General features: G+C 42.0%; 11 protein-coding genes and 3 pseudogenes. 9 read left to right on the plus strand and 5 right to left on the minus strand.

Annotated features, from left to right (window positions below; translation table 11 throughout):
* Positions 1-666: 666 nt before the first annotated feature.
* The 4 genes and pseudogenes from FEK50_RS06850 to FEK50_RS06870 all read right to left on the minus strand — a co-directional run.
* A pseudogene (locus FEK50_RS06850) lies at positions 667-1,697 on the minus strand (IS630 family transposase).
* A 294-nt stretch (positions 1,698-1,991) separates the two neighbouring features.
* Positions 1,992-2,300: pseudogene (locus FEK50_RS06855) on the minus strand (integrase core domain-containing protein); the annotation flags it as partial.
* 16 nt (positions 2,301-2,316) lie between these two features.
* Positions 2,317-3,393: an IS110-like element ISEc21 family transposase gene (locus FEK50_RS06860; protein WP_131162059.1), complete on the minus strand. Its 1,077-nt coding sequence runs from the start codon at positions 3,391-3,393 to the stop codon at positions 2,317-2,319.
* A gap of 281 nt (positions 3,394-3,674) precedes the next feature.
* A pseudogene (locus FEK50_RS06870) lies at positions 3,675-4,502 on the minus strand (IS3 family transposase); the annotation flags it as partial.
* Between the two features lie 254 nt (positions 4,503-4,756).
* Between FEK50_RS06870 and FEK50_RS06875 the strand changes: the two are divergent.
* The 7 genes from FEK50_RS06875 to FEK50_RS06905 are packed head-to-tail and all read left to right on the plus strand — an operon-like array spanning position 4,757 to position 10,989.
* Positions 4,757-5,872 (plus strand): FAD-dependent oxidoreductase, encoded by a 1,116-nt coding sequence (locus tag FEK50_RS06875; RefSeq protein WP_131162060.1) that lies wholly within the window; start codon positions 4,757-4,759, stop codon positions 5,870-5,872.
* A 5-nt stretch (positions 5,873-5,877) separates the two neighbouring features.
* Positions 5,878-6,915, plus strand: coding sequence for a glycosyl transferase family 2 (locus FEK50_RS06880; RefSeq protein WP_131162061.1), 1,038 nt, complete (start codon positions 5,878-5,880; stop codon positions 6,913-6,915).
* Positions 6,903-7,670: an NAD-dependent epimerase/dehydratase family protein gene (locus FEK50_RS06885; RefSeq protein ID WP_131162062.1), complete on the plus strand. Its 768-nt coding sequence runs from the start codon at positions 6,903-6,905 to the stop codon at positions 7,668-7,670. The genes FEK50_RS06880 and FEK50_RS06885 overlap by 13 nt, the downstream gene beginning before the upstream one ends.
* 1 nt (position 7,671) lies before the next feature.
* The gene (locus tag FEK50_RS06890; protein ID WP_131162063.1) at positions 7,672-8,487 is read left to right on the plus strand and encodes a TIM barrel protein; all 816 of its coding nucleotides are present in this window, start codon (positions 7,672-7,674) and stop codon (positions 8,485-8,487) included.
* Between the two features lie 14 nt (positions 8,488-8,501).
* Entirely contained in the window at positions 8,502-8,858 is a 357-nt protein-coding gene (locus tag FEK50_RS06895; protein WP_130216894.1) for a multidrug transporter, read from the plus strand.
* Between the two features lie 5 nt (positions 8,859-8,863).
* On the plus strand, positions 8,864-9,682 hold the full coding sequence (locus FEK50_RS06900; protein WP_130207322.1) for a glycosyltransferase family 2 protein: 819 nt from the start codon (positions 8,864-8,866) through the stop codon (positions 9,680-9,682).
* The gene (locus tag FEK50_RS06905) at positions 9,679-10,989 is read left to right on the plus strand and encodes a hypothetical protein (RefSeq protein ID WP_131162064.1); all 1,311 of its coding nucleotides are present in this window, start codon (positions 9,679-9,681) and stop codon (positions 10,987-10,989) included. The genes FEK50_RS06900 and FEK50_RS06905 overlap by 4 nt, the downstream gene beginning before the upstream one ends.
* A gap of 932 nt (positions 10,990-11,921) precedes the next feature.
* Here FEK50_RS06905 and FEK50_RS06915 read toward each other — a convergent pair.
* Positions 11,922-12,164, minus strand: a complete 243-nt coding sequence (locus FEK50_RS06915) for a YfdY family protein (RefSeq protein ID WP_131162065.1) — start codon at positions 12,162-12,164, stop codon at positions 11,922-11,924.
* A 351-nt stretch (positions 12,165-12,515) separates the two neighbouring features.
* On the opposite strand from FEK50_RS06915, the gene lpxP reads away from it, so the two are divergent.
* Positions 12,516-13,436, plus strand: coding sequence for a kdo(2)-lipid IV(A) palmitoleoyltransferase (lpxP, locus tag FEK50_RS06920; protein ID WP_130260687.1), 921 nt, complete (start codon positions 12,516-12,518; stop codon positions 13,434-13,436).
* 322 nt (positions 13,437-13,758) lie between these two features.
* On the plus strand, positions 13,759-13,830 hold the full coding sequence (gene ypdK / locus FEK50_RS06925; protein WP_010723117.1) for a membrane protein YpdK: 72 nt from the start codon (positions 13,759-13,761) through the stop codon (positions 13,828-13,830).
* Positions 13,831-13,871 lie beyond the last annotated feature (41 nt).

A 13,871-nucleotide genomic window follows, 5' to 3' on the forward strand; every position in this document is an offset into this window, starting at 1 on the left:
CATTGACATCGCTTTTATGTACAGGATCACAATCAGGGTTGTTAAATTTGTAAAAATCAATGTAATCATTTCCGCGATCGATGGCTCGCCGTAAACACTTGCCACCCAGTTGTCAAACCAAAAGTTATGGAAATAACGCCAGATACTTGGTTTGCGGCTTTGTGCGGTAGGTTTTTCATTCTCATTTAACCTGATTGTTCTGCGAATACGTTCAGTCTTATAATAAACTCTATAGTAACCAAACTTCCATTTTGATGATATTTAACATCCCTAGCTAAAAGTCAAATACCATTTGTCGAATCACCAAATGTTATCGTAATCTCACCATCAATAGAGCGTCGTTCTCTTAATGACTCTAGTTGCAAGGCATTCTGAACAGATGTAATTCATGCTGCATAGATATTAGCCGAAGTGTTATATACAATAGTTGACCCTGCCAATAGTTAACCCTGCAGCGTCATCTGTACAGCCAATTAGCGGCATTCCCGTGCCAAATTTACCGCCATTTATGACAATATGATTACCTGGGCCATGTATGTAGAAGTTCCATGAATATGATTTCCCCCACGAAAGCATTGGATTATTAAAAGTTACGTAATTATTATCTTTAACAGAAACAATCTGATCCCCCCCCATCTTTTGGTATGCATATATACCCAATAAACATCAAGATGTGGGTGTGAACACCCGAAAGTGATCATTAATTCTGGATGTCAGCCGCTATATCCGGCAGCGTCTGGTTAAAAAAGACAGATATTGCGTCCCTGAACACTCGCGTACTGCTGAAGTAGCGATTATTCCGCGCATGTTCGTTCATTAATTTCCACATTCTTTCTATCGGATTCAGGTTTGGACTGTAAGGGGGAAGGTAATGCAGCCTGATATTTACCACTTCCGTCCAGTCTTTCACTAACTGTGAACGGTGATAACCTGCTCCATCCAGAATAACGTGGATTTTCTGGTTATAATCAGGATAAACCTTTCGTATCTCATTGAAAAAACGGTATACATTATATTCATTAATGGTTTTATATTCGCAGATTAGCGGTGACGTCAGTGCTTTCAGATTTAGCGCCCCATGATATTCAGGCGTGTGCGGCTGCCTGTTGTTTTTACTGCTTTTTTCTGGCCTTTGCGTATCCAGCCATAGCTGATTTTAGTGGCCTGAGTCGGATGGACTCCATCAATAAAAAGAATCGGTTCATCACCCACAGTTGTTTTCAGTTCCACATAATATTCAATGAATTGCCTTTGTTTCTCTTCACAGAATTTATGGGGAACGCCTGACGGTTTTTGTAGGTGAAACCATTACAATGCAGCCACTTATTCATCCCCGGAATGCTGAAAATGATGTTCCATGTCCGGGTGACAAACGCAATAACATCGCGGGTACGGTGAAATAAATTATCGGATAACTGACTGATAAAAAGGGCCATTTGTTCAGCTCTGAGTTTGCGGCCTGAGCCGCCGTTTTCGGCCTTCAGTTTCCCTTTATTCAGGAATTCACTGATATGGTGATCAATCGTTGTCTAATGTAGGCGTAAAGCCTGAGCAATCATGGCAGAACTCCAGCCTTCGGAGGCCAGAAGAATAGCTTAAATACGAGCTCTGACTCGCCCGTCACGGCTGGAATCATGAAGGCGTTCAAGTTCAGCTTTTTGTTGCTCAGTGATGAATATTTTCATGTTGGACAGCATGATCTCCGATTGCTGAAAAATCAATCAGTTCCAATGATCACGGGTATAAAATCGTTAATTGTATTATCGTTACCTGACTGCAAATGCATTCCTACCCCCATTCCAATATCAGTTGCAGATGGTAACTCATAGGCACAACTGGTCATGGTGGGGCCATTACAGTTATTGATATAGTAGGCCGTTCTGACAGTACCATCACTTGTACAACAAACCATGTTCGAATACTGACCGTTCTCTATCCGGAAAGCTCCTGGCAAGACTTAAGCATCGTTTACCCGTCCAGAGTTGAAGTGGTCAACAAAAACTGGCCACCGAGTTAGAGTTTTTCCAGTATCGATTTTCCGATTCGTTTGGGGGTAACCCACCGTTATATTCGTGCGGTCTTAGTGCGCTGTAATATCCAACGATATAGTCCGTTATGGCGTGAGCAGCCTCGCTGAAGCTTACGTAACCCACCACCGGTATCCACTCGTTCTTCAGACTCCTGAAGAAGCGTTCCATTGGGCTGTTATCCCAGCAGTTTCCGCGCCGGCTCATACTCTGCCTGAACTGGTATCGCCACAGTAACTGCCGAAACTGCGTGCTCGTATAATGACTGCCCTGGACGCCCTTCTAAGAGTCAAGCCGTTATCGGGATGCTGTTGATCTGCCTGTTTTGATTACGCAGTAATGTATAAACTTCGCGTGAGATATAGCGCTTCAGACAGCGTATTGCTTCCATTTTTGTATGCCCTTCCGCTACTCGTCTGGCGACATATTCCTTCGTTTTATCGTCAGTTCGCAACCGTCCGATGGCAATGATGTGAAGTGCACTATTTGCAGCACGATCTCCACCCCGGTTAAGTCGGTAACGATTCGTTTTTCCTGAAGATACGGGAACAGGGCTGACACCACACAGTGCCGAAAAACCTGATTCTGATCTTAATCGTTGGGGATTGTCTCCTGCCGTGATCAGCAACTGCGAAGCGCTTTCGTATCCAATAGCATTACGTTTAATCAGTTCAGGCGCCAGCTCATCGACAGTTGCCGCAATCATGACATCCAAATCAGCGATTTCGTCATGTAACTCGAGATAGCGTCGGGCAAGGGACTTTAATGAAATACGATAAACGTTGGTAACATTGCGGTATTCACTGGCATCAGGCCGCCAGGATCCCAGAGTCCTGATGAGCTGCATGCGCGTCATATTTCTGAGCTGTTCACGTAATTCATCCGGGGCAGAGATAATATTGGAATGGATAATCTGGAGAGCGACTCTGCGGGCTGATATTGCTGTTTTTCGGCAAGTTTTTAATACCCGCAGAGACTCAATCATGCCATTGCGCGTTTTGGGTGTGACGGTTCTTATTCCGGAGAATGCGGCGTGAGCGGCACATTCAGCATCAATCGTGTCACTTTTACCCCGTTTGCGTCGCTCCATCCGATCTGGCGCAGTCACCTCAAGAACTTCTAACCCGGCATTCTGTAAATAGCGAAGCAGACCTGATCCATAGGTGCCTGTACACTCAACACCAATTCGCTTTAATACCCCAAACGAAGTCATCCATGCCAGCATCTGCCGGTAACCTTGCCGTGTTGTGGAGAAAAACCGGGTCCCCAGAACTTTATTGTTCTGATCTACGACAGCGGCAACGTGCAGATCTTTATGTGTATCCACGCCACCCACAACAGCGGCTTCCGTAACTTTACCTGCCATGACAGAGCTCCTGTGAGGAAACAGAGTTGAATCTCCAGACAGATACCCCGGACAGGACAGTAACGAGACAAGCCGTCAGGCCCTTCTTGAGTCACGCGCATCGGTGAGGAGATGCCTCGCATGAAGGCGCTTCCGGCAACCGACAGGTCCAGGGCAGGACACAAAAGGTCGATCGCTGTGTGAGTCAGGATGCGGGAAGGTCTTAACTGCATCAGTAATCACACCAATCTGGTTAAACAGCAAACAGAGTGATGATAAAAACTGATACCGGCATTATTACTATCGCTGTGGAACATCACCCCGCCGGGCTTACCACGGGTTTCCCATGCCATTTCCAGCGCTTTCATGGTGAGCCTGCTGTCCGGCGAGAACGACATGGCCCAGCCCACTGGTTTTCTTGCGAACAGGCCTAGAACAACGGCGAGGTACGCCCAGCGCTTACCCGTCCAGATATAGGTCACATCACCGCACCTGATTTGGCTCGGTTACGGCGAACTGCCGTTCAAGGTAGTTAGGGATAGCAACATGTTCATGACCACCACGTTTATATCGGTGAGTCGGCTGCTGGCAACTGACCAATCCCAACTCTTTCATGAACCTGCCAGCAAGCCAGCGTCCCATCTGGTAGCCTCTCCGGGTTGCCATTGTGGCGATGCTTCTTGCTCCGGCCGAACCGTGGCTGATGCCATGTAGCTCAAGTACCTAACTGCGTAATACAGCCCGTCTGCCGTCTGGTTTTTCAGGACGGTTTTTCCAGTATCTGTAGCCAGAGTGTGACCACAGGATAATGCGCTCTGAGTTTCCCGATTATCGAGAACTGTTCAGGGAGTCTGACATCAAGAGCGCGGTAGCCTTTTTTAATATTTCGTTTTCCATTTCAATTCGTTGTAGCTTTTTCTTTAGCTCACGTATTTCGATTTGTTTCGGAGTTATCGGGAAGTCTGTTTGTGTTTTTCCCTGACGCTCATCACGCAGTTGTTTGCCCCATCTTGTCATCGTGGAAAGGCCAACATCAATAGTTTGGCGGCATCTGCCACTGTGTAGTTCTGGTCAACAATCAGTTGAGCGGATTCGCGTTTGAATTCAGGACTAGATTTTCGGCTTTTCATTTGTGCACCTGTATTGTTCTGAGGTGAGCATATCACCTCTGTTCAGATGAACAAATTAAATAAACCACTAAAATTCACAATAGACTTTCATTCATCTAACGAATTAAGTATTATCCCAATATTAAGGATAATCTAAAAATATAGCCGCAGTTAAATTTTTGTACGCCCAAACTTACCAACATTAATACTTATCAACGTTAATACTTATAAACATTAATACTTCTAGTTTTAACGTATTTTCGGAGGTTTCGATTATGGGGAGTAAAAATATTGCAATCGCAGGAGGCGGTTTATTTGGTTTGTATCTGGCAGAACAACTTGCATTGAAGGGTTGTAAAGTTACAGTTTATGAGAAAAGTCAAGAACTCATGTCCCGAGCATCCTATGTTAATCAGGCTCGAGTGCACAATGGCTATCATTATCCACGCAGCATCTTGACAGCGTTACGCTCTCGTATCTCTTTCCCCCGTTTTGTTACTGAATTTCGCGACTGCATTGAAGATGATTTTGCCAAATATTACCTTGTTGCAGGTGCGTTAAGTAAAATAACAGGTGCACAATTTAGCCGATTTTGTCAACGTATAGGTGCTGAATGTGAAGATGCTCCTCCGTCAGTGAAACGTTTGATTAATCCTGTACTTATCGATGCGGTGTTTACTACCCGTGAGTATGCATTTGATTCCCATAAGCTGCGTAATATAATGCTACAACGGCTTTCAGCGGCAAAAGTTACTATTGTAACGGACGCGGTTGTTGAAAAAGTTAGCAAATCTGGTGAGGGGTTAGAGGTAATCACAACAATATCTGGACAACCAGATATTAGCTATGTTGATCATCTTTTCAATTGTACTTATTCAAGAATTAATTATCTCTTGAATGGCTCTGAGCTTACATTAATTCCCCTTCGTCATGAAATGACGGAAATGTGCCTTGTAACTGTTCCAGACGAGCTAAAAAAAATGGGGTTAACACTAATGTGTGGCCCTTTTTTTTCTGTTATGCCATTCCCACCAGCTCAACTACATTCCTTCAGCCATGTTCGATACACCCCCCATTACCAATGGAATGACAGACCAAATAAACCTTACGAGGATGCATATAGAAAGTATGAACTGAATGAACGGCATTCGGCCTGGGGGCATATGATAAGAGATGCCACGCGTTATATCCCTTGTTTGGGTGAATGCCAATATCAAAGCTCTATCTGGGAAGTAAAAACAATCCTTCCACGAAGTGATAGCGATGATTCTCGCCCAATTTTATTTCGCCCGAATTATATATTGAAGGGGCTTCACTGCGTGATGGGTGGGAAAATTGACAATATTTATGATGCTCTACATGAAATAGAACGCGTGATCGAGTTGAGTTGATAAAAATGAAAAGTGAATCTTTTGTATCAGTCGTTATTGTCATTCCAGACCACTTGAATGATATCTATACTCCTTTATCTAAACTAGCCTCACTTCTGGATACGCTATACAGTGATTACGAATTAGTCGTTATAGCACCGGGGTTAGACAATACTAGTGCACAGGTAGAAGATCGTGTGTTGAAGGATATTCCTTGTGTACGAATAATCCAGCTATCCACTCCCGTATTTCATGATGTTGCGTTAGCGGCTGGATTAGAAAGTGCTATCGGTGATTTTGTTGTTTTATGGAATCCACTGGCCGATCCGGTAGAAGTCGTACCTCAAAGTGTTAACAAATGTCGTGAAGGTGCCGATGTCGTAATTGGTGTCTCGAATAGCGTTCGTTCACTACGTTATCGGATACTTCGTCGACTCATGAATGTTGCATTGCGCACCATAGATTATGAGATTCCTTCTAACTCAACGGGGTTACGTTGTTTAAGCCGTCGCGCTGTAAATGCCGTTACTCGAATCGGGCGATTTCACCACCAATTCTATCTTCGTATTCACAAAACCGGCTATCCAGCCGAAGCCCTCATCTACAAACCTCTAAAACAATCAGAGGGCGCCGGGGTAGTAAAATCATTGCATCGATTGATGCACCTGGTAATATTTAACTCCACGAAGCCGCTACGTTGGATGTCTATTCTCGGTTTCGGCGGAAGTCTTGCAGGTTTTCTATTTGCTTGTTATAGCGTGTTGATCCATCTGTTCAGTGGGCTTGTTGTTGAAGGCTGGACAACGTCTATATTAGTTGTAACTTCATTATTTATAATTCAGTTCGTCATGATGGCTTTTTTTGGCGAGTATTTGGGACGCCTGCTAGATGAAAGCAACTCACAGGCAGAGTATGCAGTGGTTTATGAACGAACAAGTGAAGTCATGGTTAATACCGATAGGTTTAATGTTATGCACACTTCTCTGCCACTAGAGTCTAATTATGTACAAACTGGTCGTGATGGTTTAACACCACAGGCTATGGGGGAAGAATGGACGCATTGATTGGATATACCGGTTTTGTCGGTACAACTTTATTAAGACAACGTCGTTTCGATGCACTATATCGCTCAACCAACATCGACGAAATTGTTGGAAAAACATTTGATACTGTAGTTTGTGCCGGTGCCCCTGCACAAAAATGGCTTGCAAATAAAGACCCTGCCGACGACATAAAAAAAATCAATAACCTAATTGAAAAATTAAAAACCATATCTTGTCAAAAATTTATTTTGATTAGTACTGTGGATGTATTTAAAGATCCAGTTAATGTTGATGAGACTACATCAATCGAAACAGAAGGATTACATGCTTATGGTGCACACAGATATTATTTAGAACAATTTGTTAGCAAACAATTCCCTGACAATCTAATTATACGATTACCAGGCCTCGTTGGGCCAGGTCTCAAAAAAAACATTATCTATGATTTTTTGCATAAAAATAATATTTTACAAATCGAAAGTCGTAGTGTTTTTCAATTTTACCCGATGATCAACTTGTGGTATGACATTAACATTGCGCTACAACATAAATTATCACTGGTACATTTGACTGCGGCACCAATAAGCGTCGCTGATATAGCACAACATAGTTTTGGCTTCGAGTTTTGCAATCACATTCAGGATAAACCTGGATATTACGATATGAAAAGTTGCCATAGCCACCTATTTACTAACGATCATGACTATCAGTATAACCGTCGTGAATCATTGATGGCAATACGCGCTTATGCACAATCTGAAATAGGCAGTAATTAAAATGAGACTTTCACTCTCAGGTTTGGCCTGGAATATAACCGATGATGATTCTATCTGTCACCTACTACATTCCAGACAGATTGATGCAATAGATATTGTCCCTGGGAAATACTTCCCCAATCCGTTAGATGCTAGTGAACGCGAAATATTTGCCGTTCGTAATTACTGGCATGACAATGGAATTTCATTAGTTGGCATGCAATCATTATTATTTGGAACCCAAGGGTTAAATCTTTTTTCAACCAACGAAGTACAAAAAAAAATGTTGGTTCACTTACAGGCTATCAGTCGTATTGCTGCTGGTTTAGGAATTCCAGCATTAGTGTTTGGATCACCTAAAAACCGCGACCGAAAGGGATTATCTGATAGTATCACTCTTGAAACTGCAATAAATTTCTTTAATCATCTTGGTGATATTGCGCGGCAAGAAGGCGTTTATTTTTGCCTTGAACCTAACCCAGTCTGTTACGGGGCAAACTTTATGATTGACAGTGCTGAAACTGCTTTTGTTGTTCGGCAAGTAAATCACCCAGCAATTAAAATGCAGCTGGATACTGGTGCCATCATAATTAACAAAGAAAATATTAATGATATCCTTCAGCAAGACGCTGACATTATAGGTCATATTCATCTCAGTGAGCCAGATCTGGCTCCTTTAGGCTGTAGTGGTGCGAACCATACACATATTGCTAATGCTCTCTATCACGCATTACCGAACTCTATTGCAACAATCGAAATGCTCGATCCCCAAAATAAGCATTCGCTTTCCTCTATTGAGGATGCTCTTGATTTCGCAATTTCTCATTATCGCCAGTAGAAAGGGGGAATAGCATGAAGTGGCTCATTTTAATTCTTGGCATATTTTCTAATGCCTCGGCCAGTGTTCTTATAAAATTAGCAATAACCCCTCCCAGAAGGCTCCCAAGTTTGGCTGAACCTCTTGCCGCGCTTGCAAATTGGCCATTATGGTTAGGGATATTTCTATATGGAATTGCCTTTTTGTTATATGCTGTTACACTGGCATTTTTACCTTTGAATGTAGCACACCCAATACTGACCTCTGGTGCAATTGCCTGTGTCGCATTATTCTCTGTCATTATTTTCCGCGAACCAGTTTACTGGTCTACCATTACTGGAATTCTGTTGGTGATGAGTGGTGTCGCCCTTATTACCCTTAAAGTTAAGTAAACATTATGACTGAATTCATATCTCAAACACTTCGCGCCAAATGGCAAGTCCCTGCCTACGAAAACCAAATGTGGCTTGGTAAAAAACACAATTATTGCGTCGTTATCCCCGTAATTAACGAAGGCAATCGTATACATAACCTATTAGCAAGAATGGCTGCCATAAATGTATCAACTTATGCGGATATAATTATTGTTGATGGTGGTAGCACCGATGGTTCTCTGAATCCCAATATCCTACAGGAAAAAGGCGTTCGTGGTCTAATACTGAAAACAGCACCGGGTAAGCTAAGCGCACAGCTAAGATGTGCCTATGCTTTTGCTCTTGAGCGAGGTTATGAAGGCATTGTGACTATTGATGGAAATGACAAAGATGATCCTGTAGCTATTCCACAATTTATCACAGCTCTAAAAAATGGTGTACATTTCGTCCAAGCGTCTCGTTTCCTTAATGGTGGTTTAGCAGAAAATACTCCTCTCACCCGAGATATTGCAATACGTTTTATCCATGCGCCTATGCTTAGTTTCTTTTCAGGATTTAAATGGACAGATACCACTCAAGGATTTAGGGGTTATAGTAGTAAAATGTTGCTTGACGAGCGTGTTGCACCGTTCCGAGATATTTTCTCATCTTATGAACTACTGGCATATCTTTCATACCGAGTCCCACAACTTGGTTATCGTTGCTTAGAAATTCCGACCATTCGTCGTTATCCTAAAGGTGAAATACCTACAAAAATAAATGGAATCAAAGGAAATTTTTCCGTATTGATTGTCTTATTTAAAGCGTGTTTTGGATTTTATAATCAGAGAAAAGGAAAATGAGAAATATAAACATCAGCAGTTATATTATTTTAATAATATTTGGCATGCTAATTTTGGCTATGCGTTATACGACTCCAATCATCAACCCCTGGCTTTATGCGGAAGATGGCGTCTGGGTTGCTAATGCATTGAATCATGGTTGGCTAGAAACCTTCATTAATGCCAGAGAAGATTATTTTGTATTCTTTAATATTTTCTTTTTGTTTGTATCAACATCAATCAGCAGTATTATAAGCGGGAGCCCATTATTACTTCTTCCGCAATCCCTAGCTATAGTATCGTATTTTTTCTATAGTCTAATGGCCGTTATGGCTTTTCATTTAATCATTAAAATATCCAATCCATTATTTTCTATTTTAGCATACTTCATAGCTCTCTTATTGCCTTTAGGTCATTCTCAATCTGAAAATATCGGTCATTTGCTACAAATTGGTTTTTATATGCCAGCTATAGCGAGTGCTCTTATTATACAGAGAGAGTACGTCAATAAAAAAATTGCCAAAATTATTATTGACATAATGATCTGGTTAACTGCCGCAACAAACCCTGTCGTATTTATAATTGTAGGGGTTTATTATTTCTTCAAATTATTGAATGTTAAAAATAAATATATTTTAATTAAGGATATGCTACCTTTAGCTATATCCATGGTCATATTAGCTTTATTTATACTTCCTCGAATCAACGGCTCTGGTGGACTTGGTGACGCTGGCTACAATCCTAATAACATTATTGAAATGGTAACGGCTCGACTGCTACTTTATCCATTTGTATTTCCGTGGTATGAAAAATTAAATGATTCAATATCGATAATTCTATCATTTGTATATATTATCTTTTGTACAACTATTATTTACAAAACTAAAGATGTAACAATAAAAAAGCATTTACTTACTTTAGCGATCGCACTCTTTATCTGTCTTGTTACGACTGTTTTTGGTAGAATCGGCCTCAGTGATCTCCTGAATAACTATCAAACCACATTTCCCGATAGATATTTTGTAGGAACAAACTTTCTCTCTATCTTATTGTTCATAGCATGTTTATCTCAATGTAATTTCTCAAAACCAATCAGTTATTTATCTTATTTTATTTCCGGAGTGTTATTGTGTATTTATATTGTGAATGCAGACATAATATCAGAAAGTGAAATGGCGAAGAAAAACATTTTTTTAAATGATCATTTTTATTATTCAATATGTCACGCTGAAAAAATTGATAACGCAAATTCAGCCATACAAATCAAACCAGCAAACTGGGTTATGATTGTTCCAACAAACTTAATTAGCGAAATTCACTGCCACTAAAGTATTGCATGATTTATGCCCCGAAGCTGGGGCTTTAATTTTGCTAGTCACTTAATACAAATGACCAGAAACTAGCGATTCTTTTTTAAGCCGATACAGACTCAGAACTTCTTTTTACTTTCCAGATTCAGCTCTTGTATCGTCTTAACTGCTTTGTCCTGATAACGGTCATCTTCCTGTATTTTATATTGAATGGCATCCAGACAGACGATAGAACTTTTCCAGTGGACGTTGTTGCCACTGGTTTAACTCAGAAATGGCCTTATTTGTCATGGCGATAATGGTCATAGCGGGCACGCTGAAAGCATATAAATCTTCAATCTCACTACAGAGATCCTGCAGCGTACCCCAGGCACAACAAGAGAATGATAATCCGTTCGATCTTATAGGGGAACGTGGTCTAGCGCCTTTTTCACTAATTGGGAATCAACCGAGCGATTAGAGTCGCGTGACGTAGTCCGTAGTCCATTCGAAACTGCCCTTTGTGGCTTTAATAATCTTTTTACTGGAACCGTTTTTAGACCTGGCTTCCAACTACTGAACCAGACGAGAGCCAAATTCCTCAGTCAATGCAGCTGAGGTTAACTATTTGATTAAATGATCTAAAATGCCGTCCTCATCCGTTAGCTCCGGACTGAAGCACCTAAGGGTTTTATCAAAATCGAAGGGCTGGACATACGTCATTCCTTTCTGATTGCAAGTTACTGAAATGCCCCAGAATTTCTCACACTCTCTTTTTTCGTGTTTGTACACAATTTTACGCAAAGACCTTTTATCGGAAATGACGTAAAAACGGCCACCAACTCAACAATAACGATCATGTCCAGCCGATTGCTCTAAAGTGGCATTATATATTCACGAAATGGATGGTCACAGGTGAACAATCTCTTCAGTTGGTGCTCTGAACACCTGCCATTAAAATTTTCGCTCCACTACCGCCTTCCATACCCCACCATAAAGCGAATTATCAATCCGCAGGCTGGTGCAAGAAACATAAATATTCCCGTGACCAACTCATTGCCACTGGTTAACCACATCGTGGAGTAATAAATGAGTGCGGCAAGGATGACCATACCGAAAAATGAAGAGACAGCAGAAACTACATTTAATACCTGACCGATATATCCGCTAACGCAGACGATACACAGGGCGAGAAACATCCATAAATAAATCATAGCTCAACCTCCTGCCGTGCTAAAAAACGTGTTACTTCAATTACTCCAATAGTAAGACAATTCTTAACCACTGGCAATTTCAGCAAAATATCAATAAAAACAATATATTATCAACATAACTATAAATCACTGAAAAATATTCACTTGAGTGATAAATAATCAGTAGCTGAAAATAATCAGCTGGTGATAAAATAGAAATACCGTATTCATGCTCCTCGTGGTTATGTCCTGACTAGTCTTTACACTCTTTACAGGAACCATTGTCGTACATGATGGCCCAATCAATTGAGTGTACCGCTGTAGACATGGAATCTTCTGCGATACAACAATTCGTATCTACAGAAGGTAACTATGTTTCCACAATGCAAATTTTCCCGCGAGTTCCTGCATCCTCGCTACTGGCTGACGTGGTTTGGTCTTGGCGTACTCTGGCTTTGGGTACAACTTCCTTACCCTGTTCTGTGCTTCCTTGGCACGCGTATCGGCACAATGGCCAGACCGTTCTTGAAACGTCGCGAATCCATCGCCTGCAAAAACCTTGAGCTTTGCTTCCCGCTGCTTTCCTCCGAAGAGCGCGAGAAGATGATTACTGACAACTTTCGCTCGCTCGGAATGGCGTTGGTAGAAACTGGAATGGCGTGGTTCTGGCCAGATCGTCGCGTGCGTAAATGGTTTGATGTCGAAGGGCTGGATAACCTGCAACGCGCGCAAATGCAAAATCGCGGCGTGATGGTTGTCGGTGTGCACTTTATGTCGCTGGAGTTGGGTGGCCGCGTAATGGGGCTTTGCCAACCGATGATGGCAACTTACCGTCCGCATAATAATCAACTGATGGAATGGGTACAGACCCGTGGTCGCATGCGTTCCAATAAAGCGATGATCGGTAGAAATAATCTGCGCGGCATTGTCAGTGCGCTGAAAAAAGGTGAAGCCGTATGGTTTGCACCTGACCAGGATTATGGTCGTAAAGGTAGCTCCTTCGCGCCGTTCTTTGCGGTAGAAAATGTTGCTACAACCAATGGCACCTACGTTCTCTCTCGCCTCTCTGGCGCAGCTATGCTAACTGTGACGATGGTACGAAAAACCGATTATAGCGGTTACCGTCTGTTTATTACGCCAGAAATGGAAGGCTATCCGGCTGATGAAATTCAGGCCGCCGCCTATATGAATAAAATTATTGAGAAAGAGATTATGCGCGCACCAGAGCAGTATCTCTGGATCCATCGCCGCTTCAAAACGCGTCCGGTGGGTGAAGCCTCGTTATACGTTTAACAAATAACCCAGGCTTTTTCCCTCCTCAGATAAGCCATAATAACATCATGGTTTTTATGGCTTTTTTCTTAAGATTTTCCCCTTCGCTGAATCGTGAATTATTACTTCCAGAAATCAATCTGTCGCCGATATGCGACACTCGTAAGTTACTAAAAGTAAATAAGAAAATGCCACTTGTTTCGATTTAGTTTTAGGCGTACATTAGCGCCGTCTCGAGCCAATATGCTCAGAATTCTGAGGTGATGCCCGCGGGTGTCAGCTCACTGTAACAGGTGTAATGAAGTCATTCAGGCGTAACAGTAATTACGCGGAGAGATGTAAAGTGAAATATTTCTTTATGGGCATTTCTTTTATGGTCATCGTTTGGGCCGGTACTTTTGCCCTGATGATCTAAAAGTAAACTGCGAAACGAAAAACAGGAGCCATCAGGCTCCT

The organism is Escherichia sp. E2586 (assembly GCF_005781105.1).
Classification (GTDB): Bacteria; Pseudomonadota; Gammaproteobacteria; order Enterobacterales; family Enterobacteriaceae; genus Escherichia.